Genomic DNA, 22,056 nt, shown 5'->3' on the forward strand with positions numbered 1-22,056 from the left:
CCCAGCACCGTGCCGCCGAGCGAGAACCGGCCGCCCGACAGGGGCGTGCCGCCGATGACGACGGCCAGGATCGCGTCCAGCTCGATCCACAGGCCGGCGTTGTTCCCGTCGGCGCTGGAGACGTTCGAGCTGATCATCAGCCCGGCGATCCCCGCGCACAGGGCGCAGAAGGTGTAGACGGTGATGATCACTGCTCGGGAGCCGATGCCGGCCAGCCGGCTCGCCTCCGCGTTGCCGCCGACCGACTCGATGAGCAGGCCGAGGGCGAGGCGCCGGGTGAGGAACGCGGTCAGCGCCAGCACCGCGACCACGATGATGATCCCGAACGGCACCGTGAGCCAGTACCCCCCGCCGATCAGCTTGTACGGCGAGCTGTTGATCGTGATGATCTGGCCCTGCGTGATGAGCTGGGCGAGGCCGCGCCCGGCGACCATGAGGATGAGCGTCGCGATGATCGGCTGGATCCCCACGCCCGCGACCAGCAGGCCGTTCCAGGCGCCGAGCACCAGCGAGAGCAGGAGCGCCACGCCCACGGCGCTCAGCACGCCGCCCACCGAGTTCTGGTTGCCGAGGTCGCTGATCTGCAGGCAGGCGAGGGCGCCGGAGATCGCGACGACCGAGCCCACCGACAGGTCGATCCCGCTCGTGGCGATGACCAGGGTCATGCCGAGCGACACCAGGATCAGCGGCGCGCCGAACCGGAAGATGTCGATCAGGCTGCCGTAGAGGTGGTCGTCCTTCATCTCGACGTGGAAGAAGTTGTCGGTGAACGCCAGGTTGAGCAGGAGCAGCCCCACCAGGATCACGACGGGCCAGAACAGGCGGTGTCTGAGGAAGGGTCCGAGGAACGCGGTCATGACGCGGCTCCGCTCGCGATGGTCTCCGTCAGTGCGTCGGTGGTCAGCCGCTCGTCGTTGTCGATCTCGGCGACGAGCTTCCGGTCGCGCAGCACGCCGACCTTGTGGCTGAGCCGGAGCACCTCCTCCAGTTCGGCGGAGATGAACAGCACGGCCATCCCGCCGTCGGACAGCTCCGCCACGAGCCGCTGGATCTCCGCCTTGGCGCCCACGTCGATGCCCCGGGTCGGCTCGTCGAGGATGAGCAGGCGGGGCTCCAGGATGAGCCAGCGGGCCAGCATCACCTTCTGCTGGTTGCCGCCGCTGAGGTTGCGGACGAGCTGCTCGGGGTCGGCCGGGCGGATGTTCAGTGCGGACACGTACTTGCTCACCAGCTCGTCCTGCCGGCGCCGCGGGATGGGCCGGGTCCAGCCGCGGGCGGCCTGGAGGGCGAGCACGATGTTCTCCCGGACGGTGAGCTCGGGCACCAGCCCCTCCGCCCTCCGGTTCTCCGAGCAGAAGGCGACGTGATGCCGGATCGCCGCGCGCGGGGTGCGCAGGCTGACCTGCTCCCCGCCGATCCGCAGGGTGCCGGAGCCGGCGTGGTCGGCGCCGAACAGCAGCCGGGCGACCTCGGTGCGGCCGGAGCCGAGAAGGCCGGCCAGCCCGACGACCTCGCCCTCGTGGATGGTCAGCGTGAACGGCTCGATCGCGCCCGACCGGCCCAGTCCGTCCGCCTCCACCAGCGCCGGGGCCTGCCGCGCCAGGGGCTTGCCCTCGAGGCGTTCCAGGTCGGCGAGCTCGCGGCCGATCATCTTGCCGACCAGCTCCACCTGGCTCAGCTCGCTGGTGAGGTACTCCCCCACGAGCCGGCCGTTGCGCAGGATCGTCATGCGGTCGGCGACCTCGTAGATCTGGTCGAGGAAGTGCGAGACGAACAGGATCGCGATGCCCTGCTCCTTCAGCCGCCGCATCACCCGGAACAGCTGCGCCACCTCGCTCGCGTCGAGGCTGGAGGTCGGCTCGTCCAGGATCAGGACCTGGGCGTCGATGTCCACGGCCCGCGCGATGGCCACCATCTGCTGGACGGCCAGCGAGTACGACGACAGGGCCGCCGAGACGTCGATGTCGATCTCGAGGCGCGACAGCAGCTCGGCCGCCCGGCGTCGCATCTCCTTCCATTGGATGCGCCCGAGGCGGCGCGGCTCACGGCCGATGAAGATGTTCTCCGCGACCGACAGGTTCGCGCAGAGGTTGACCTCCTGGTACACCGTGCTGATGCCGGCGTGCTGGGCGGCGAGCGGGCTGGAGAAGGCCACCCGGCCGCCCCTCAGCTCGATCTCGCCGGCGTCGATGTCGTACACGCCGGTCAGCACCTTGATCAGGGTGGACTTGCCGGCGCCGTTCTCACCCATGAGCGCGTGGACCTCGCCGGGCAGCAGGCGGAAGTCGACGCCGTCCAGCGCCTTGACGCCGGGGAACTGTTTCCCGATCCCCCTCATCTGAAGGATCGGCGCGGGTTCGGCCATGCGGCGCCCCCTCCTCGTCGAGCCGCCGGGCCGCCCCCCGGTGGGAGGGCGGCCCGGTCGGGGATCAGTACTTACGGCTGGGCAGCGCCTGCTTCGCCTGGTCCTGCGTGAACGTGGTCTCCTGCGTCACGACGCGGGCCGGGACCTGCTCGCCCTTCACGACCTTCTTGGCCAGGTCCATCAGCTGGGGGCCGAGCAGCGGGCTGCACTCGACGATGAAGTTGATCTTCCCGTCGGCCAGCGCCTGCATGCCGTCGTGCACCGCGTCGACCGAGATGATCTTGATGTCCTTGCCGGGCACCTTGCCCGCGCCCTCGATCGCCTCGATGGCGCCGAGCGCCATGTCGTCGTTGTGCGAGTACAGGACGTCGATCTTCGGGTTCGACTTGAGGAAGGCCTCCATGACCTGCTTGCCCTCGGCCCGGGTGAAGTTGCCCGACTGCGAGGCGATGACCTTGAACTTGGGATCGGCCGAGATCACCTGCTGGAAGCCCGCCTTGCGGTCGTTGGCGGGAGCGGAGCCGGTCGTGCCCTCGAGCTGGACGATGTTGACCGGGTCCTTGCTGTCCTTGTACTGGTCGACCAGCCACTGGCCGGCCTTCTTGCCCTCCTCGACGAAGTCGGAGCCGAGGAAGGTCCGGTAGAGGCTGGTGTCCTTGGAGTCCACGGCCCGGTCGGTCAGGATGACCGGGATCTTGGCGCTCTTGGCCTCCTGCAGGACTGTGTCCCAGCCCGACTCGACGACCGGGGAGAAGGCGATGACGTCGACCTTCTGCTGGATGTAGGACCGGATCGCCTTGATCTGGTTCTCCTGCTTCTGCTGCGCGTCGGAGAACTTCAGGTCGATGCCGGCCTCCTTGGCGGACTCCTGCACCGACTTGGTGTTGGCGGTGCGCCAGCCGCTCTCCGCACCGACCTGGGAGAAGCCCATGACGATCTTGCCGTCGCCCGAGCCGCCCGAACCGCCCGAACCGGAGCCACATCCGGCCATGGCGAACGCCGTGACGCCGGCCAGAACCAGCGCCGAGAACCTCTTCAACACGGGGGGTGTTCCTTTCTGGATGTTAACGCTAACACGGCCGGAGCCGCGTCAACCTTCATGACTTCCGCGGGCGGCTAACGCGCGTGCGCCGTACTGGCCCTGGCGACGAACCGAGGGGGGACCACGTGGCGCTCGCGCTCGCACGGACCCTCCGCCTCGATCTGCCGCAGGAGCACGTCGATGCTGCGCCTGCCCACGGCCCCGAAGTCCTGCCTGATGGTGGTGAGAGGAGGGGAGAAGAACTCCGACTCCGGGATGTCGTCGAAACCCACGATGCTGATCTGCTCGGGGACCCTCACCCCTTCCTCCGCGAACGCCCTCAGCACGCCCAGCGCCATCTGGTCGTTGGCCACGAAGACCGCCGTGACCTCACTCGTCATCTCCGCCAGCCGCTTGCCCGCCCGGTAGCCCGAACGGGGGCTCCAGTCGCCGGTCAGCACGTCCGGCACCCGGTGGCCGGCGGCGGTCAGCGCCTCGCGCCAGCCCTGCACCCGGCCCTCGGCCTCCAGCCAGTCGGCCGGTCCGCTGATGTGCCAGACCGTCTCGTGCCCCAGGTCGAGCAGGTGACGGGTCGCCAGGGCGGCGCCCTCCACCTGGTCGACGCTGACCACGGACACCTCGCCCGCCTGACCGCCCTCGACGGCGACGGCCGGCATGCCCGTCGGCATGTCCTCCAGCGCCTGCGCCGCCGACCGCTGTGGGGCGACCACGACGATGCCGTCCACGCCCTGGTCGGTCAGATAGTCGATCGCGTCGTGGACTCCGGCCCTGTCGATGGTCCGGAGGCTGACGATGCTGACGAAGTAGCCGGCCTCCCTGGCCGCCTGCTCGATGCCGTAGACGGTGCTGGCGGGGCCGTAAAGTGTGGTGTCGAAGCTGACGACGCCCAGCGTGCGGGAGTGCTTGGTGACCAGGGCCCGGGCGACGAGGTTGCGTCGGTAGCCGAGCTGGTCGATCGCGCGCAGCACCCGGGTCCGGGTCTCCGCGCGGACGTTCGGATGGTCGTTGAGCACCCGCGAGACCGTCTGGTGCGACACGCCCGCCACCTTGGCCACGTCCGCCATCACGGGCGGGCGGCGTTCCGGGCTGGGTCCCACCGGCTGCTCCTCTCTGTCGGCCTGGGAAGACTGTGAGCGTTAACACACCCTGTCGTCAAGGAGGCCGCCGGTTACGGTCCGGTCACGCCGAAACCACCCGTTAACGTCGCGTCAACATGCCCCCAGCGGGCCGGAAAGGTCCGGCCGGACACCGCGGGACACGGCGCGACACCAGGGGACACAGCGCCCACCGGCGAGGACGTCGGAGACGTTCAGGGGCGCGAGCCGGTGCTCCCCCGCACGACGAGCTCGGGCTCGACCAGCCGCCGGACCGGTCCCTCCGCCCCTGCGATCCGGTCGAGCAGCAGCCGGAAGGCGCGCCTGCCGACCTCGCCGAAGTTCTGCCGCACGGTCGTGAGCGGCGGCCACACGTACGCCGACTCCGGGACGTCGTCGAAGCCGACCACGCTGACGTCCTCCGGCACGCGCCGGCCCGCCTCGCGCAGCGCGCGCACCAGGCCCATGGCCATGTGGTCGTTGCCGGCGAAGACCGCGGTCAGCTCCCTCTCGCCGGCCATCCGTCTGCCGATCTCGTAGCCCGACTGGGCGCTCCAGTCGCCGGCCAGCGGCTCGGGCGCCTCCCGCCCCTCAGCCTCCAGCACCGAGCGCCACCCCGCCGCCCGGCCGCTGGAGTCGATCCAGTTGGGCGGGCCCGCCAGGTGCCACACCGTCCGGTGCCCGAGGCCCAGGAGGTGACGGGTGGCGCGGACGGCGCCGGCGTGCTGGTCGACCGCGGCCGCCGGAACCGGCAGGTCCCCGCCGCCGCCGACGTCGACCACGGGGAGGCCCGCCGGCAGGTGGCGCAGTCCCTCGGCCGCCGACTCGTGCGGCGCGACGACGATGACGCCGTCGACCGACTGCGAGCGCAGCCGATCGACGCCCTCGGCGATGGACCTGCGGTTCAGCGACGGGAGGCTCGCGATGCTGACGAGGTAGTCGTTCTCCCTGGCGGCCTGCTCGATGCCGTACAGCGTCGAGGCCGGGCCGTACAGGGTGGTGTCGAAGCACACCACGCCGAGCACGCCCGAGCGGCCGGTCACCAGGACGCGGGCCGCCGAATTGGGGTGGTAGTCCAGCTTGCGGACCGCCGCGAGGACCCGTTCCCTCGTCTCCGGCCGCACCTTCTCCGGCGTGTTCAGCACACGGGAGACCGTCATCGCGGACACGCCCGCCAGCTCGGCGACGTCCTCCATGACCGCCGCCTTCGGGCGCTCCACGGGTCGGTCGCCGGACCCGGCCGTCGTCATCTCGTCCCCGCTCGTCTTCCGCTCAGGATTCCTGAGTTTTTGCGGTAACAATATTCCCTTTTAGAGCAGGCGCCGCCACCGCCGCCGCAGCTCCGCGCGTTCCGGCCTTCCTCGGGCGGGTTCCGCGCGGGCCAGCTCGGCGCGGGCGAGGCAGGCGACGGCCGCCATGAGCGCGAGCCCGCCGCACACCTGGGCCGGGGAGACCCGCTCGCCGAGCAGGGCCACGCCGATGACCGCCGCCACCAGCGGTTCCAGCAGCGAGACCACGGCCGCCGTCGTCCCGGTGACCACGCGCAGGCCCGCGAAGAACAGGCCGTACGCGAGCGCGGTCGGCACGGCCGCGAGGTAGGCGAGCAGCAGCGCGGTGACCCCCGCGTCGGCCGCCGCCGGGAACAGCCCGGTCGCCGCCGCGAGCGGCAGCAGACAGACCGCGCCGGCCGCGAACCCCCACGTCGCCGCGCCGCCGGCCGGCGAGCGCCGGTTCGCCAGCGTTACAAGGGAGTAGGCGGCCGCCGACAGCAGCGCGTACCCCACTCCCGCCGGCGACGGCGTCTCGGCACCGGTGTGCGCCCCGCCTGTGCCGCCTGTGCCGCCCGCGAGCAGGACGAGACCGGCGAGGGCGAGTCCCAGGCAGGCGAGGGCCGTCCGACCCAGCGGCTCCCGCAGGACGACCCGCCCGCCGAGCGCCACGAGCACGGGCGTGGCCCCCATGGTGATCATCGTGGCGACCGCCACGCCGCTCTCGGCGATGGCGGCGAAGTAGGCGGCCTGGCACACCGCCATCGCCGGGCCGAGCACGAGGACGGCCCGGGTGGAGGGCCGTCCGCCGCGCCGCGCCGCGGAGCCCGCGCCCGATCGCCCGGCGAGGCGGCTCGCGCCCACGAGCAGCGCCGCGCCGCAGGCGAACCGCCAGAACGAGACCGCGACCGGGCTGAGATGGCCGGTGCGGTGGAGCAGCGCCCCCGCGGCGCCCCCGGTGCCCCAGGCGACGGCCGCTATGGACAGGTAGACGAGACCCTGCCGTACGGGCAGGGCGGAAACACGCGTCATCGACGTCTCTCTCGGTGAGTTGGCCTACCGGATCCCGTACGCGGGCAGCAGCCACCGGCCGGGCCGCCCAGGCCCGGCTCACCAGGGGAGACCGCCCGCTAGCGGGCGGGGGGCGGAGAGACGATCAGACGCACGCGGGCACGCTACCGCGCCCGCCGCAGGCGTCGCACCACGTTTTGGGGGTGCCGGGGCGCGAAGCCGGGAGGCGAAGGCTTACTCTTGCTTCGTGGCAGCCCGAGGCGAGGTCAGGTCGCCTCGGGCTGCCCACCTTCGCGCCCCGAGCCCGGACTGCGTTCCCGGTCCCGGCGCCACGCCTCTCCGGCCGCGCCCGCGCCCCTGAGGCCGAAGATCCCGGCCCACACCACGCCTTTCCGGCCGCACCCTCGTCCCTGAGGGGCATCGCCTTTCCCACCCCACGCCTTTCCGGCCCCCGCGGCTGCCCTCCCCGCGCGTCCGCCTTTCCCGCGCCGCGCGTTCCCGCCCGGTTTCACGACGCCGTCGCGCCCCCGGCGAGGACCGGAAAACCGATCGATCTCGGCCGGCGGCCGCCGCTACCGTGGGGGATCCGGGACGACGCAGGGGCGCACCGGCATCGCCGGATCGCGTTCCCCGCATCGCGGTTCCGGCTTTCTTGGTCACCGCGAGGTCGAGGTTCGATTCCTCTCACCCGAACGGCTCCGGACGCCGCACCGGCGACGGCAGGGCCATGCGGGCGCCCGGCGTGCCGGGAGCGCCCCCGCCCCGCCGCCGCGCGGCGTCCGGAGCCGTTCCCAGGATCGGAGGTGAGCAGTGGCTCATGTGACGGTGATGGAGTGGCAGCGCGTGCTCGCCTACGTGGACGGACGGTTCGACCGGGTCCTCGCGCCCGGGCGGCATCGGTACCGCGAGCGCAGGACGCGCCTGGTCACGGTGGACGTCAGGCCGAGCCTGCTCACGGTGTCCGGCCAGGAGGTCATCACGGCCGACGGCGTCACCGTGCGCGCCAGCCTGACCGCGCTGTGGCGGGTGGACGACCCGGTCGCCTACACGACGGGCGCCGAGCACCCCCAGGCCCTTCTCTACGCCGCGGTGCAGGACGCCCTCAGGGATCGGGTGGCCGCGGTGACGCTCGACGACGCCCTCCAGAGCCGCGCCGCGCTCTCCGACGGGCTGGCCGAGGCCGTGCGTACCGCGGTCTCCGGGCTCGGGATCGTGGTGAACGAGGTGCGGGTGCGCGACCTCATGCTGCCGGGCGAGCTCCGCCGGGCGGCGATGGACGCGGTGGTCGCCCGCGAGCGGGGCAAGGCCGCGCTGGAGGAGGCGCGGGCGGAGGCGGCGGCGCTTCGCTCGCTCGCCAACACGGCCCGGCTCCTGGAGGAGCACCCGGCGCTGCTGCGCCTGCGCACCCTCCAGGTCGCCGCCGACCGGCAGACGACGCTCGTCCTCGACCCGCGCCACCTGCAGGAGTAGTCCTCCGTACGGCCTGCGCCGCCCCCGCGATGACGCAGGCCGTATTCGTAGGATGACTACACGAAGGAATGTACCAGAAAGGAGCCCAGCGCCCCTTTCGGGGAGGCTGGGCTCCTGACAGTCCGGCGCTACCGCCAAATGACGGCCGGCGTTACGGCTAGATGACCGGTCCGGGCGTGTCGCGCGGCGGCACCGGGCCGGTGCCGGGCGCGGGACCCGTGCCGGGCGCGGGCGGGATCGGGCCGCTGCCGGGCGGCGGGAGCGGCGCGTCACGCGGGTAGTCGGGGTCGACCGGCTGGGGCGGCATCGGCTCGCCGATGTCGTACCCGGTGCCGGAGCCGTATCCGGTGCCCGTGGTGGTGGTGCCGGTGCCCTGCTGGTGCGGGCCGGGGACCTCTCCACGCCAGGCGCCGGTCTCGGCGCCGCGCGACTCGATGAAGGTCTTGAAACGCTCCAGGTCCCCGCGCACGCGCAGGCGCACGATCTGCAGCGCGTCGGCCGCCTTCTCCAGGAAGCCCTCCGGGTCGTACTCCATCTGCAGCGTCACACGGGTGGTGGCGTCGTCGATGCGGTGGAAGGTCACCACGCCGGCCTGCCGCGGCGCGTCCAGCGACCGCCAGGCCACGCGCTCGTCCGGGTGCTGTTCGGTGATCTCCGCCTCGAACTCCCTGCGGACGCCGGCGATCTCGACCACCCAGTCGGTACGGGTGTCGCCGATCTGCTTGACCGACTCCACGCCCTCCATGAACTCCGGGAAGCTCTCGAACTGGGTCCACTGGTTGTACGCCGTACGGATCGGGACATTCACGTCGATGGACTGTTCGATCGAGCTCATGCCTCCTCCTTCTCTCGTGGTTGCGAAGGATGCCCTGCCCCCTGTCAGGGGCCTAAACCACGAGACCGGCGGCCCGGACGGCGGCGACGCGCCCGGTCGCGTCAGCGCGAGCGGGAACCGCGGCGGCGTCCCGGCCGTGCGGAGCGACGCCCCTGACGAGGGCCGGCGGGGACGGCGTCCGACCGGCGCCCCCGCTCGTCGGACGTGTGGTGGCGACCGGCGACCAGGTCCCGGATCCCGAGCGCCGGGTGCCCGGTGACGGGGCCGGGGACGCCGCGCGAGGCGTGGCCGCCCCCTCCTGCGCCCTCCGCGTGATCGGCCGCGTCCGCCGCCCGCTCCGCGGCCTCCACGCCCCCGGCCTCCACACCCCCGGCCTCAGCGTCCGGACCCGCCGGCACGGCACCGCCCTCGTCCTCCAGCGTGCGCTCGCCCCCGGCGTACCAGCCGGTGACCAACTGGACCGCGACCGCGGCGAACAGCAGGCCGAACGGCAGCGCCCACCCACCGCTGACCTGGTGGAGGAGGCCGAAGGTGATCGGACCGGCGCCGGCGATGAGGTAGCCGGTGCTCTGCCCGAAGGCGGAAAGCGCGGCCGTGGCCGCGCCCGAACGGGTGCGCAGGGCCAGCATCGACAGCGCGAGCGGGAACGAGCCCATCCCGACGGCGACCGCCATCGACGACGCCCACAGCGCGTGGCCGCTGAGCAGGCCGGCGAAGCCCGCCGCGTACAGCACGACGAACGCGGCGACGAGCGGCCGCTGGTCGCGCAGGCGGGTCGCGAGCGGGGGCACGGCGAGCGAGATGGGGATGCCGAGACCGGTGAACACGGCGAGGATCACCGCGGCCTGGCCGGAGGTGTACCCGTTGTCCCGCAGCAGCAGCGGCAGCCACCCGAACATCACGTAGGCGATGAGCGACTGGGAGCCGAAGTATCCGGCCACGGCCCAGGCGAGCCTGCTGCGCAGGAGTGCGGCTCGCCCCGCACGCGCGTGGGTGCTGCGCCGCTCCGGCTCACTGCGCCGCGCGAGCGCAAGCCACGGAATGACGGCCACGGCGGCCAGGGCCGCCCACACCCCTAGTGCGACGTGCCAGTTGCCCCCCGCGGCCTCCTGGACCGGAACGGTCGCGGCGGCGGCGACCATCGTCCCGACCGCCAGCGCGGTCGAGTAGACGGTGGTCATGGCGCCGCCGCGCCGGGGGAAGTGCCTCTTGATGAGAGCGGGGATGACGACGTTGCCGATGGCGCCGCCCGCGAGCGCCACCGCGCTCGCGGCCAGGAACGGCACAGCGGAGTCCACGACCGAGCGGACCGCCTGACCGGCGCCGAGCAGGACGATCGCGCCGAGGAGCAGGGCGTGCTCGCCGACGCGGCGCGACAGCGCGGGTGTCACCGCGCCGAAGAGCGCGAAGCAGAGCACGGGCAAGGTCGTGAGGAGCCCGGTGGCCGCGGCCGACATGCCGAGTCCGGCGCTGACCTCGTCCAGCACGGTTCCCACGCTGGTCACCGCGGTCCGCAGGTTGAGCGCGGCCAGCGCGATGCCCACCGCGATGAACCACGCCATCGATCCGCCCGGTCTCCTGTGCGTCACGACGACGCTCATGCCGACACAACTCCTTCAACCCACACCAAACGTCCTATGACCCGATAAACGTATCAGCGCTGTCAAAATGCCCGGTCGGCAGGCTCGGGGCTTCGACGGGCCGACGGCCTCAGGGCTGCGGAACGCCGGGGGCCGCGTCGCCGCTCCCGCCGATGAGCTCACGGAGGCGGCGCGGCGGTCGGATGTCGTGATGCCCGAGTGCCAGACCACTGACGACGCGTGCCAAGGTTCGGCGGCGGCGCCGGCCAGGGTGAGGTGCCGGAAGGGCGCGGAGAGCCCGGCCGTACGGGTCAGACGGGGCGCCGGCGCAGGAGCCAGAAGAGGCCGACGACGGGCAGCACGAGGGGCACGAAGCCGTAGCCGCTGCCGTACCCGGACCACACGGTCGCCTGGGGGAACGCGGCGGCGTCGACGAGGCTGAGCGTGCCGACGACCAGGACCCCGGCCAGCTCCACCAGGCACGCGGCGACCGCGACGCGGCGGGCGCCCCGGGCGAGCGCGACGGTCAGCACGATGTAGACGACCGCGGCGACGGCCGACAGGAGGTACGCGAGCGGCGCCTCGCCGAACCTCGTCGCGATCTGCACACCGGCCCTGGAGGTCGCGGCCAGCGCGAACACCCCGTACACGGCCACCAGCACGCGGCCCGGCCCCGACCGGATCGGCCGATCCTCCCCGGTCATGCGCCCGCGTTCCAGATCTGCAGCAGCCGGCCGGTCATGACCGCGACCGTGAACGCGGCGACCGCGATGACGCCCGGACCCCAGCGCGTGCGCTCGGCCCGCCCCCACCACACCGCGGCGGGCGGGATCACGATCGTGCCGAGCAGGTAGCCGACGAAGGTGGCCTTCTCCCCCACGTGCCCGATCCGGGCCAGGGCGAGGGCCGCCTGCACCAGCAGCGCCACCTCCAGCGCCGCGAGCCCGGCCAGCAGCACCGTGCCCATCGGACGGTCCCGGATCGCGGTGATCACGGCGACGAGCGCCAGCAGCAGGCCGGCACCGATCAGCCAGCCCGAGTACGCCCCGGTCATCGGGCGCCGCGGATGGGGGACGTGGCCAGTGACATGGCCAGTAGGGTATCGGCCCGCCCGTCCCCCCTGTCACTCAGGCAGGGGGACGGGCGGGCCGACGCTCAGGCCTTGCGGGTCTCGTCGAGCAGCAGGCCGACGGCGTCCTCGGGACGGCCGTTGACGGCGCGCGCGCCGCGCTGCCGGGACGCCGAGCTGCCCCGCCGCAGCGCCTCGTCGGCCAGCTCGGAGACCAGCTCCCAGTCGCCCAGCTCCTCCAGCGTGGGCCGCAGGTCGTCGAGCAGCCAGGTGATCAGCTGTGGCGCCGAGGACGGCCTGCTGGTGAGCGGCGACAGCAGGTCGCCCTCCAGCCCCGACCGCGCGGCCCGCCAGTTGGCGGCGCGCAAGAGCGCGGGCCGCTGCTCTCCGCGCGGCGGCTCGCCGCGCTCGACGGCCTCGCTCTCCCTCGTGATCAGGGCGCGGAACAGCCCGGCGAGCAGGACGACGTCGTCCACGAGCGGGCAGGAGTCGCAGATCCGCATCTCCACCGTGGGCACGTGGGCGCTCAGCCGGATGTCGAAGTAGACCATGCCCTGGTCCTCGATGACGCCGGAGGCGACCAGATCCTCGGCCGTGCGGTCGTACTGCGCGGCGTCGGCGAACGGCCCCAGCGACCCGGCCGTCGGCCACCGCTGCCAGGCGAGGGTCCGGCTGCTGGCGTACCCGGTGTCCTCGTTCTCCCAGTACGGCGAGCTGGCGCTCAGCGCGAGCAGCGGCGGCAGCCACGCCTCCGCGCGCTGCGCGGCGAGCACAGCGACGTCGCGGTCGTCGATCTCCACGTGCACCTGGGCGCCGCAGATGAGCTGCTCCTGGGCCAGGAAGCGGTACTCGTCGGACAGGTAGCGGTACCGCTCCCCCGGGGAGATCGTGTACCCGTCGACTCCGGTCAGGGGAGTCGTGCCGGAGGCGATCACCCCCACGCCCAGCGGCTCCCCCGCCGACACCAGCGCGCCGCGGAGCCGTACGAGCTCGGCCCGGACGTCGCCCAGGTCCTCCAGGGGTGTGCTGTTGGTCTCCACCACGGACCGCTGCAGCTCTGCGGCGAACCCCTCCCCCGGCAGCCGGTCGAGCATGGCCTGGGCGAGCGGGGTGAGCCGCCGGCTCTCCAGGTCCACGACGAGGAACTCCTCTTCCACGCCGACAGGTCGTCTCTTCGTCATGGCCGGTCACTACCCACCGTGCACGGGTTAGGCCTGACCTGGCACGTCGCCGTTCCCCCGCTGTGTGGACGGCGGGTGCGGGATTTCCCGGACTATCCAGGAGAACCGGTTGCGTGGGAGAAGACTCTTAGGGATCGGGGGCCCAGCCGAGACGACGATGGAGAAGGACCGACGATGCCGGTGAACCTGTCCAACACCAAACCGCTCGCGTGGGACGCGGCGAGCCTCGACGCCGACACCAAGGCGATGCTGGACAACCTCCAGCCGAACATCCTCCAGGCGCACGTCCGGGAGAGCCTGTCCCTGCTGCTGCTGAACTTCGGCGACGGCGCGGACGGCAGGCGCTTCCTCAAGGCGCTCGTCCCGCTCATGAAGTCGGCCAGGAAGCACCTCGACGAGGTGCGGGCCTTCAACAAGACGAAGGCCCCCGGCACGCCGTACGTCGGCGTGGGGATCAGCAAGCTCGGCTACCTCAAGCTCGGCCACGAGACCGCGAAGTTCGGCGACAACGCGTTCAAGTCGGGCCTCAAGCGGCGCCAGGACACGCTGAGCGACCCCCCGGTGAGCGCGTGGGAGCCCCAGTACCAGGGCGAGATCCACGCCGTCGTGCTGATCGGCGACGCCACCCCCGAGCCGGTCGCGGCCACCCGCAAGCGGGTCCTCGCGCTGCTGCCGAAGACCGCGAAGGTCCTCGGCGAGGACACCGGCGCCGGCCTGCGGGACGACCAGGGGCGGGGCATCGAGCACTTCGGGTACGTCGACGGCCGCAGCCAGCCGCTCTTCCTGGCCGACCAGGTGACCCAGGAGTCCGGCACCAACTGGAACCCGTTCTTCCCGCTGAGCCACGTCCTGGTCGCCGACCCCCTCGCGCCCCACCCCAGCCGGCACTTCGGCAGCTACCTGGTGCTGCGCAAGCTGGAGCAGAACGTGCGGGCGTTCCGGGAGGCCGAGGACTCCCTCGCCGACGCCCTGGGCCTGACCGGGGCCGACCGCGCGCGCGCCGGGGCCATGCTGGTCGGCCGGTTCCGCAACGGCACCCCGCTGCGGCTGCACGACCGGCCCAGCTCGGCCGGCTTCCCCGTGCAGAACGACTTCAGCTACCGCGACGACCCCGGGTCCCGGTGCCCGGTCAGCGCGCACATCCGCAAGGCCAACCCGCGCGACTCCCGGGACGAGGGCCTCGAGCGCGTGCTCGGCGTGATGATGGCCCGGCGCGGCCAGACGTACGGCTCCCGGACCGACCGGCCGTGGGACGACGCCCCTCCGCAGACGCGCCCCACCGGCGGGGTGGGCCTGCTGTTCATGGCGTTCAACTCCAGCCTGCAGGGCCAGTTCGAGTTCACCCAGCAGAGCTGGGCCGACAACCCGGACTTCCCCGCCGGGGGCACCGGGCACGACCCGGTGATCGGCCAGGGCAAGCGCGACGTCAAGGTGCGCTTCCCGAAGCAGTGGGGCTCCTCGGCGCTCGGCGCTCCCCAGCACCAGGTGCCGCAGACCGTGACCATGAAGGGCGGGGAGTACTTCTTCATGCCGTCGCTCGCCTACCTCAAGAGCCTGGGCTGAGCGGGCGGCCCGTGAGCCGCGGGCGTACGGCCGGCCGCGCGACCCGGCCGTGCGCCCGTGAACGCGAGATCACGGGCGGGAGAAAGCGGGTGGAGCTATGGGGACTCGAACCCCAGACCCCCTCCATGCCATGGAGGTGCGCTACCAGCTGCGCTATAGCCCCTTGCCACCGCTCCGGGTGTTCCCGGCGCGGCGCTCGGAGAGCATACAAGCACGCCCATCCGTTTACCTAATCGTCACCGGTCACACCGGCCACTGAGGCTCAGCCGTCGGCCGTGACCGCCGGGCTGTCGTCGCTGCTGACCGGCTCCGGCAGGGTGCCCGCGTTGTGCTCCAGGAGACGCCAGCCCCGGCGTCCCTCCTCCAGCACCGACCACGAGCAGTTGCCGAGGCTGCCGAGGACCGACCACAGCTCCTGCGGCAGGCCCAGCAGCCGGGCGATGCCCAGACGGGTGGCGGCGCCGTGCGAGACGACCACCAGCAGGCCGTCGTCGTCGAGCCGGCCCGACCAGCGGGTCATCGCCTCGGCGACGCGGTCGGCGACGTCGGTGACGACCTCTCCGCCCGGGGCCTCCCACGCCTCGTACTCGACCGGCCATCCGGCCTTGATCTCCTCGCGGGTCAGGCCCTCCCAGGCGCCGCCGCCGCGTTCCCGCAGGTCCTTGTCGACGAAGACGTCAAGGCCGGTGAGGCGGGCGAGGGCCGAGGCGGTGTCGTGGGCGCGGCGCAGATCGGACGAGACGATCATGGAGGGCCGCAGGGACGCGAGCAGGGAGGCCGCCCGGGCCGCCTGGGCGACGCCCACCTCGTCGAGCCCGATGTCGGTGTGCCCCTGGAATCGCTGCTCCACGTTCCAGAGCGTCTGCCCGTGGCGCAGGCAGACCATCCGGCGGCTCATCGCGCCGCCCCGTGGTCGTGCGTCACCGAGCCGCCCCGTGCCCGCGCTGGGCCGCGACCCGCTTGACGCTCTCCGGCAGCTCGATGGAGGGGCAGTCCTTCCACAGGCGCTCGAGCGCGTAGAAGACCCGGTCCTCCTCGTGCTGGACGTGGACGACGATGTCGAGGTAGTCGAGGAGCACCCAGCGCCCCTCCCGCTCGCCCTCGCGGCGCACCGGCTTCGCGTCGGCCTCGATGCGCAGGCGTTCCTCGATCTCGTCCACCACCGCCCGCACCTGGCGGTCGTTGGAGGCGGAGCAGAGCAGGAAGGCGTCGGTGATGACGAGCTGGTCGCTCACGTCGTAGGCGATGATGTCGTCGGCCAGCTTCTCGGCCGCCGCCTCGGCGGCGACTCTGACCAACTGGATCGCTCTCTCAGATGCTGTCACGATTCGGTTCTGTCCTCCGTTGTCGGGCTCTTCCAGGGTGCACAGTCATCGTGCGCCGTACAACCGACTTACGCGGTGACGACCCTATCGGGACGCCCCCGTTATCGGGGGTATGCCCCGGATCAGGGATTCAACGTCCTCCGGGGCGCCCTGATTCCTGCGGGGACGGGGAGACGGAAGCCGCCGGGGGCAGGAGAAAGCCCCGCGAGGACGGTCCTCGTGGGGCGGTCGTGCTGCGGAATTGATCCGGCGCTGCAGCGGCTCACCGCTGCCGGTGCTGGCTCAGTGCTGCTGCTGTTGCTGCTGCTGTTGCTGGCCTCCCGACCCCTGCTGTTGCTGCTGCTGTTGCTGCTGCTGGGATCGGTGGTGCCGGCCTCCCTGCTGCTGCTGCTGTTGTTGCTGCTGCTGAGGCCGGTGGTGGTGACGGTGGTGCCTGTGGTGGCGTCGATGGCCACAACAGGGCCGTCCGTGGTCGGTCGGCTGCGTGACGGTCAGCGCGTGCGCGGGCTGCGCCGGCATCGTGGCGGGCACGACGAGGGCCGACAGGGCCATCGCGCCCGCGGCGAGAGCTTCCTTGAGCATGGGATCACTCCGTACTGTGACGGTCGTGGCCCCGGCCGGACCGGGGCGTACGGAGCGCCGGATCAATATCCAGGGAGCGGGGGGCCTCACGCGGCCCGGCTCCTGCTTCGCACGTTAACCGCCGGACCGCCGCCGGGTCGTCCATCCCCGCGCAAAGCCTGCCTGCCGCCTCCTGGACAACTTTCCTAACCACACCCCCGCCATTGACGTTCCCGCAGGTCAGGCCGATATCCCCGGGTAAAGTCCCGGTGAGTCGTGGCCGTGGTCGGCACCGCGTGCCACCCTTGATCGCATGGCTCCCCCCAGCCGGCCCGCCGTGCCGCCGGCGCTGCGCCGCACGCTCGCCGCCGCGCTCGTCGGTCTCGCGCTCCCGCCGCTCGCGTGGGCGCTCACCGCGGCCGGACTCGCCGTCCTCCCGTACGACCCCTCGGCCCGGTTCGGGCAGGGGGCGGTCATCCTCATGGGGGCGGCGCCGTTCCTCCTCGTCACGGCCTGGCCGTCGCTGTGGGCCGTGCGCGTGCGGCCCGCCTGGCACGTCGCCCTTCCGGCCCCGCCGGCGGCGTTCCTGCTGTGGACCCTCCTCGACACCGTGGCCTGGCGGCTCGTCCCGAACCGGCTGGTCGCCGTGTGCCTCGTCCTGGGACTGGCGTACGCGCTCACCGCCCTGCTCACGACACCGGGGACGCTGTGGTGGGCCCAGCAGGTGCCGTTGATGGCCGTGGGCGGCCCTCCGCCTCTCGTGGCGCCGACCGCGCCTCCCCGCCGTCCCCTCGATCCCGGGATCCCCCTGATCGGGCCCGACCTCCCGGGGTACGTGGTCGAGCGGGTGGCGTCCCGGCCCGGTGAGCTGCGCTACGTCCTGCGCCCGGCGGCCCTTCACCGCGCCGCCACCCCGCGTGAGCGATCCGCCTCCGCCGTCACGATCGTCGTCCGGTCCCGCGTGGACCCGCCCGGCGAGGACAGCCCGTATGAGCAGGCGGGGCCGCGGACCTGGTCGCGGGCGGTGGACGAGGCCACGATCCACGTGGTCGACCGCGACGACGCGACGGTCGTCGTGAGAGCGGGCTCCCGTGTTCCGGAGGCCGTCCTGCGCCGGGCGACCAGCACTCTCGCGCCCCGCCCGCCGTCCCATTTCACGTCGGCGGCCCAGGACTGAGGGCTCCCCCGGCGAGGAGCCCGTCGCGGCGGGCCGGGCCGGGGAAGTCGCGCAGGGGACGGAACGGGCCGAGCAGCAGGACGCCCACCGAGAGGATCGCGAGGCCGGCCGTCACCGCAAGCGTCTCCCGTGGGCCGATCAGCTCGCCCAGCGTGCCGCCGAGCAGCCCGCCGAGGGGGATGGCGCCGTAGTTCAGGGCGGCGGTGCTCGCGGTGATCCGCCCGAACAGTCCGGCCGGGCTGTAGCGCTGGCGGAACGTCCCCGTGAGGATGTTCGAGGCGACGATCCCCATCCCCGCGCCGAACCCCCCGGCGGCGAACCACGCCGGGCCGCCGCCGATCGGGCCGAGCAGCAGCATCGGCGCGGCGAACGCCTCGCACAGCAGGAAGCCCCGCGCCGTCCCGAACCGCCCGGCGATCCGTCCGGCCAGGGCCGCACCTGCCACTCCGCCCACCCCGGCCAGCGCCAGCACGACGCCGATGGCGCCCGGCCCGGCACCGGCGTCCCTGGCGAGGTACACCATCCGGACCGGCTGGTAGCCCATGAGCGAGATGTTAGACATCGCGCTGAAGACGGCGAGCGCGCGCAGGTAGCGGTCGTGCGCCACGAAGCGGAGCCCGTCCCGGATCTCCGCGGGCAGCCGCCGCCGCGCTCCGCGGGCGGGCCGCGGCTCCCGCGTCCGCACGCACAGCAGGCACACCGCGGAGACCACGAAGCTGACCGCGTCCGCCAGCACCCCGCTCACCGCGCCGAACGCCTGGGCGAGGACCCCCGCCAGCCCGGGACCGGCGACGCCGGCGGCGGACTCGCTGCCCTGGAGCCGGGTGTTGGCGTGCAACAGCCGTTCGGGCCCCACGAGAACCGGCAGGTACGCGCGGTAGGCGAGGGTGAAGAACACCTGCGCGACGCCGCCCGCCGCGGCCGCCACGATCAGGTGCGTCATCGTGAGCGCGCCGGCCCAGGCCGCGATCGGCACGGTGGCGAACACCGCCGCCGCGCAGGGGTCGCAGGCCAGCATCAGCGGCCGTTTCGGCAGCCGGTCCACCCAGGCTCCGGCGGGCAGCCCGACCAGGAGCCACGGCAGCCAGGCGGCCGCGGTCAGCAGCCCGGTGGCGAAGGTGCCGGCGTGCAGGGTCACCACGGCGACCAGCGGCAGCGACACGGCGGCCACGGAGCCGCCGAGCAGGCTGATCGTCTCACCGGCCCACAGCAGCCGGAAGTCCCTCGGCCGGCGCGGCCCGCCGCTCACGGCCGCTGGGGGATCGGCGGCAGCGGGATCGGCGGCAGCGGGATCGGCGGCAGCGGGATCGGCGGCTGCGGGATCGGGGGCGGTCACGGCCGCCCCGGAACGGCCCGTACGGTCAGGAAGACGAGCTTCCGCTCCTGGCCGTCGTCGGGAACCTCCCGGTCGGCCAGCGAGGCCATGAGGGAGACGATCCGCTCCTCCAGTTCGGCGAGCTCGGCGACCGACAGGCGGGCCCAGTGGTCGGCGGTGAAGGCGGCCCGGCGCCACGGCTCGGGATGGTCCTCGCGTTCGGCGAACCACTGCCTGGCAAGCGCGGTCTGCCGCTCCAGGACCAGCGACTCGGCCGCCAGCGCGACGGGATCGTCCGGGAAGTCCGACGGCGACCAGTCGAGCCTGCCGGAGGTCCTGCGCCACCAGCGTTCCCGGCGGTCCCGCGCGAGCTCCGGCACCTCCTCGACGAGATCGCTCGCGCCGAGGACCCTCAGATGGTGGCTGACCTTGCCGACGGCCTCCCCGGTCCGTTCGGCCAGGACCGACACCGTCGACGGGCCGTCCACCCGCAGGACGTCGAGCAAGCGGCGGCGGAGCGGGTGGGCCATCGCCGCGAGCACCTTGGAGTCGCGCACCTCGCGCGTGGAGTCGTCATGCACCCGTCGATGCTAGATACTCCGGATTTCTTGTACAAATACTTTTGTACTTGTGCGGAGAGTTCTCCGGCGCACGTCTCGCGGGTGTGCCGGTCAGTCCTCGGGCTGCTGGTAGAGGCCGCGCTTGTTGATGTACTGCACGATGCCGTCCGGGACGAGATACCAGATGGGCTCGCCTGCGGCCACCCGCTCCCGGCACTCGGACGACGAGATCGCCAGCGCCGGGATCTCGATCAGGCTGACCTTGCCCTCGGGCAGGCCCGGGTCCTGGAGGGTGTGCCCGGGCCGGGTGCAGCCCACGAAGTGGGCGATCGTGAACAGCTCGTCCGCGTCCCGCCAGCTGAGGATCTGGGCGAGCGCGTCGGCGCCCGTGATGAAGTAGAGGTCCGCCTTCGGCCCGTACGTCGCGGCGATGTCCCTCAGCGTGTCGATCGTGTAGGTCGGACCGGGACGGTCGATGTCCACCCGGCTGACGGAGAAGCGCGGGTTGGACGCGGTCGCGATCACGGTCATGAGATAGCGGTCCTCGGAGGAGGACACGATCTGGTCGGCCTTCTGCCACGGCTGACCCGTCGGGACGAACACCACTTCGTCCAGGTCGAAGTGGTGCGCGACCTCGCTCGCGGCGACGAGATGGCCGTGATGGATGGGATCGAAGGTCCCGCCCATGATGCCCAGCCGCCTGGTCGCGGCCCCGTTTCTCATGGAACGGAGCATAAAGTGCATGCCCGGACAGGCCCGAAACCGGCCCCGGCTTGGTCACGTTTTCGCCTCGTACGGCGCTCCCGCGCGCGTCCAGTCCGTGGGACATAGCATGCGGAGCATGACCACTCCCGATCGCAATCGCGTGCAGCTGCCCGGCATCAGCTCCCGAGCCTACGAACACCCCGCCGACCGGTCCGCGCTGGTCGCGATGCGTTCGCTCAGTGGGTTCGACTCGGTGCTCAAGCGCATGTCGGGGCTCTTCAGCGAGCGCCGGCTGCGGCTGATGTTCCTGGCCTCCGCGGTGCGCACGACCGACACCCAGTTCCGCGCGCTCTACGACATGGGCCGCGACAGCGCGTACATCCTCGACCTGCACCGGATCCCGGAGATCTACGTCCAGCAGGACCCGAAGGCGTACGCCATGGCGATCGGCTTCGACGAGCCGTTCATCATCGTCTCGACCGGGATCCTCGACCTGATGGACGAGGAGGAGCTGCGGTTCGTCATCGGCCACGAGACGGCCCACATCCTGTCCGGGCACGCCGTCTACGGCACCATGCTGGCGGTCCTCACCCGGCTCGCCACCCGGGTCGCGTGGATCCCGCTCGGGTACATCGGCCTGCGCGTGATCGTGGCCGCCCTGGAGGAGTGGCAGCGCAAGGCCGAGATGTCCGCCGACCGCGGCGGCCTGGTGGCCGGGCAGGACCCCGACGCCGCCCTGCGGGCCCTGATGAAGCTGGCCGGCGGCTCGCGGCTGCACGAGATGAACATCGAGGCCTTCCTCGACCAGGCCCGGGAGTACGACACGGCGGGCGACGTCCGCGACGGCCTGCTCAAGGTCCTCAACATGCTCGGCACCACGCACCCCTTCGCGGTCACCCGGGTGGCCGAGCTCGACCGGTGGCGGCGCAGCGGCGAGTACGAGCGCATCCTGGCGGGCGACTACCCCCGCCGCGCGGACGACGCCAACGCCAAGATCACCGACGAGGTCAAGGCGGCGGCCAACTCCTATCGCGAGTCGTGGGCGCAGTCGCAGGACCCGTTCATCGGCGTGCTCCGCGACGTCGCCGAGGGCGCGGTGAACGCCGGCGAGCGCATCTTCAACCGCTTCGCCCGCCGGGAGAACTGACCGCCCCGTAGTTCGCGTCCCGCCCGTCCCGCGGCCCGTTCGGCGGCGGGCGCCAGGGCCCGTACCGCTCCGGATGAGAGGGCACGGCGCGCCGATCACCCGGCGAGACGCGCGACGGCGTGACCGGCCGTCAGACGAACAGCGCGACGGCCTGCACGGCGGCGGCGCACAGCGCCACGAAGCCGCCGAGGACGGCGAGCGCCCGCAGGCCCTCCCTGCGCAGTCCCGGCATGGCGGCTCCGGCCCGCTCGACCTCCCGTCCGAGGATGCCTCCGCTGACCACGCCGAAGGCGACCCCGGCGACCGTGACGGGCACCGCCTGGGTCCACCACTGCGGCTCCAGGCGCGTCCCGGCCGCCACCCACAGCGCGACGAAGCCGGCGGCGGCCGCCGGAAGGCCCGGCCACGCGACGGCGGAGACGAGCGAGCCGGCCAGCGCCACGGGGAACGTCAGCACCCGCAGAACCCCGCGGAACCGCCCGGGCCTGCGGTTGCGGACCAGCCAGTGGCTCGTCCACACGGCCCTCGTCACCACGCCGAAGGCCGCCGTGATCGCGAACGCGGTCAGCGGGTAGATCACGGCGACCACCACGCAGGGAACGGCGATCACCGCGAGCACGAGCATGGCCGCGCTGCCGGTCGGGATGCCGATCGCGGTCTCGGCCGCGCCCTCCTCGGGCGGCGCCTCCACCGCGAGCGCCGACTCCGCCCGTCCGTCGCGGCCCGCCGCCCTGGGCCGGCGCCCGCCCGCGGGAGCCACGGCGGGGCGGGAACGGGCAGCCCCGTCC

The 22,056-nt window shown here is 72.8% G+C and carries 21 protein-coding genes, 1 tRNA gene and 1 pseudogene; 4 read left to right on the forward strand and 19 right to left on the reverse strand.

The window, feature by feature from the left end:
* The 6 genes from MPTA5024_RS30505 to MPTA5024_RS30530 all read right to left on the reverse strand — a co-directional run.
* Positions 1–857: ABC transporter permease (locus tag MPTA5024_RS30505; RefSeq protein ID WP_036330689.1), on the reverse strand; the 857-nt coding region annotated here is incomplete at its 3' end.
* Positions 854–2,365, reverse strand: coding sequence for a sugar ABC transporter ATP-binding protein (locus tag MPTA5024_RS30510; protein WP_036330690.1), 1,512 nt, complete (start codon positions 2,363–2,365; stop codon positions 854–856). The genes MPTA5024_RS30505 and MPTA5024_RS30510, both read right to left, overlap by 4 nt.
* Positions 2,366–2,429: 64 nt before the next feature.
* Positions 2,430–3,407 carry an ABC transporter substrate-binding protein gene (locus MPTA5024_RS30515; RefSeq protein ID WP_051458858.1) on the reverse strand — a complete coding sequence of 326 codons (978 nt, stop codon included), beginning with the start codon at positions 3,405–3,407 and terminating at the stop codon, positions 2,430–2,432.
* 74 nt (positions 3,408–3,481) lie between these two features.
* Positions 3,482–4,471 (reverse strand): LacI family DNA-binding transcriptional regulator, encoded by a 990-nt coding sequence (locus tag MPTA5024_RS30520; protein ID WP_051458892.1) that lies wholly within the window; start codon positions 4,469–4,471, stop codon positions 3,482–3,484.
* Between the two features lie 245 nt (positions 4,472–4,716).
* On the reverse strand, positions 4,717–5,697 hold the full coding sequence (locus MPTA5024_RS30525; RefSeq protein ID WP_232326706.1) for a LacI family DNA-binding transcriptional regulator: 981 nt from the start codon (positions 5,695–5,697) through the stop codon (positions 4,717–4,719).
* A 114-nt stretch (positions 5,698–5,811) separates the two neighbouring features.
* Positions 5,812–6,801, reverse strand: a complete 990-nt coding sequence (locus MPTA5024_RS30530) for a DMT family transporter (protein WP_063794806.1) — start codon at positions 6,799–6,801, stop codon at positions 5,812–5,814.
* Positions 6,802–7,590: 789 nt separating this feature from the next.
* On the opposite strand from MPTA5024_RS30530, the gene MPTA5024_RS30535 reads away from it, so the two are divergent.
* On the forward strand, positions 7,591–8,250 hold the full coding sequence (locus MPTA5024_RS30535) for a slipin family protein (protein WP_036330694.1): 660 nt from the start codon (positions 7,591–7,593) through the stop codon (positions 8,248–8,250).
* Positions 8,251–8,407: 157 nt separating this feature from the next.
* Here the strand turns inward: MPTA5024_RS30535 and MPTA5024_RS30540 are convergent, their stop codons facing one another.
* The 5 genes from MPTA5024_RS30540 to MPTA5024_RS30560 form a co-directional block, all read right to left on the reverse strand.
* Positions 8,408–9,085, reverse strand: a complete 678-nt coding sequence (locus MPTA5024_RS30540) for an SRPBCC family protein (protein WP_036330695.1) — start codon at positions 9,083–9,085, stop codon at positions 8,408–8,410.
* A gap of 101 nt (positions 9,086–9,186) precedes the next feature.
* Complete coding sequence (locus MPTA5024_RS30545) at positions 9,187–10,686, reverse strand: CynX/NimT family MFS transporter (RefSeq protein ID WP_063794807.1); 1,500 nt, start codon at positions 10,684–10,686, stop codon at positions 9,187–9,189.
* A gap of 290 nt (positions 10,687–10,976) precedes the next feature.
* Positions 10,977–11,369: a hypothetical protein gene (locus MPTA5024_RS30550; RefSeq protein ID WP_036330696.1), complete on the reverse strand. Its 393-nt coding sequence runs from the start codon at positions 11,367–11,369 to the stop codon at positions 10,977–10,979.
* Positions 11,366–11,719 carry a hypothetical protein gene (locus MPTA5024_RS30555; protein ID WP_036330697.1) on the reverse strand — a complete coding sequence of 118 codons (354 nt, stop codon included), beginning with the start codon at positions 11,717–11,719 and terminating at the stop codon, positions 11,366–11,368. The genes MPTA5024_RS30550 and MPTA5024_RS30555 overlap by 4 nt, the downstream gene beginning before the upstream one ends.
* Positions 11,720–11,820: 101 nt before the next feature.
* Positions 11,821–12,915: a carboxylate-amine ligase gene (locus tag MPTA5024_RS30560; protein ID WP_036330698.1), complete on the reverse strand. Its 1,095-nt coding sequence runs from the start codon at positions 12,913–12,915 to the stop codon at positions 11,821–11,823.
* Between the two features lie 174 nt (positions 12,916–13,089).
* Here MPTA5024_RS30560 and MPTA5024_RS30565 point away from each other — a divergent pair, with 174 nt between their 5' ends.
* Positions 13,090–14,478, forward strand: coding sequence for a Dyp-type peroxidase (locus MPTA5024_RS30565; protein WP_036330699.1), 1,389 nt, complete (start codon positions 13,090–13,092; stop codon positions 14,476–14,478).
* A gap of 90 nt (positions 14,479–14,568) precedes the next feature.
* Here the strand turns inward: MPTA5024_RS30565 and MPTA5024_RS30570 are convergent.
* From MPTA5024_RS30570 to MPTA5024_RS41445, 4 genes are all read right to left on the reverse strand, one after another.
* A tRNA-Ala gene (locus MPTA5024_RS30570) sits at positions 14,569–14,641 on the reverse strand.
* 99 nt (positions 14,642–14,740) lie between these two features.
* Entirely contained in the window at positions 14,741–15,376 is a 636-nt protein-coding gene (locus MPTA5024_RS30575) for a histidine phosphatase family protein (protein WP_036330700.1), read from the reverse strand.
* A 22-nt stretch (positions 15,377–15,398) separates the two neighbouring features.
* Positions 15,399–15,803 carry a ribosome silencing factor gene (gene rsfS, locus MPTA5024_RS30580; RefSeq protein WP_036330701.1) on the reverse strand — a complete coding sequence of 135 codons (405 nt, stop codon included), beginning with the start codon at positions 15,801–15,803 and terminating at the stop codon, positions 15,399–15,401.
* 282 nt (positions 15,804–16,085) lie between these two features.
* Positions 16,086–16,385 (reverse strand): hypothetical protein, encoded by a 300-nt coding sequence (locus tag MPTA5024_RS41445; RefSeq protein ID WP_036330702.1) that lies wholly within the window; start codon positions 16,383–16,385, stop codon positions 16,086–16,088.
* Positions 16,386–16,677: 292 nt separating this feature from the next.
* Here MPTA5024_RS41445 and MPTA5024_RS30590 point away from each other — a divergent pair, with 292 nt between their 5' ends.
* Complete coding sequence (locus tag MPTA5024_RS30590) at positions 16,678–17,541, forward strand: hypothetical protein (RefSeq protein ID WP_051458859.1); 864 nt, start codon at positions 16,678–16,680, stop codon at positions 17,539–17,541.
* Here the strand turns inward: MPTA5024_RS30590 and MPTA5024_RS30595 are convergent.
* From MPTA5024_RS30595 to nadD, 3 genes are all read right to left on the reverse strand, one after another.
* Complete coding sequence (locus MPTA5024_RS30595; RefSeq protein WP_036330703.1) at positions 17,519–18,790, reverse strand: MFS transporter; 1,272 nt, start codon at positions 18,788–18,790, stop codon at positions 17,519–17,521. The genes MPTA5024_RS30590 and MPTA5024_RS30595 overlap by 23 nt on opposite strands.
* 83 nt (positions 18,791–18,873) lie before the next feature.
* On the reverse strand, positions 18,874–19,437 hold the full coding sequence (locus tag MPTA5024_RS44410; protein ID WP_036330704.1) for a winged helix-turn-helix domain-containing protein: 564 nt from the start codon (positions 19,435–19,437) through the stop codon (positions 18,874–18,876).
* A 90-nt stretch (positions 19,438–19,527) separates the two neighbouring features.
* Positions 19,528–20,139 (reverse strand): nicotinate-nucleotide adenylyltransferase, encoded by a 612-nt coding sequence (gene nadD, locus MPTA5024_RS30605; protein ID WP_157099811.1) that lies wholly within the window; start codon positions 20,137–20,139, stop codon positions 19,528–19,530.
* 118 nt (positions 20,140–20,257) lie between these two features.
* Here nadD and MPTA5024_RS30610 point away from each other — a divergent pair, with 118 nt between their 5' ends.
* Positions 20,258–21,268, forward strand: a complete 1,011-nt coding sequence (locus MPTA5024_RS30610; protein WP_036330706.1) for a M48 family metallopeptidase — start codon at positions 20,258–20,260, stop codon at positions 21,266–21,268.
* Between the two features lie 130 nt (positions 21,269–21,398).
* Here the strand turns inward: MPTA5024_RS30610 and MPTA5024_RS30615 are convergent.
* Positions 21,399–22,056 (reverse strand): annotated as a pseudogene (locus tag MPTA5024_RS30615) (serine/threonine protein kinase); the annotation flags it as partial.

The sequence above is a fragment of the Microbispora sp. ATCC PTA-5024 genome, from assembly GCF_000511135.2.
GTDB classification, from domain to species: domain Bacteria; phylum Actinomycetota; class Actinomycetes; order Streptosporangiales; family Streptosporangiaceae; genus Microbispora; species Microbispora corallina.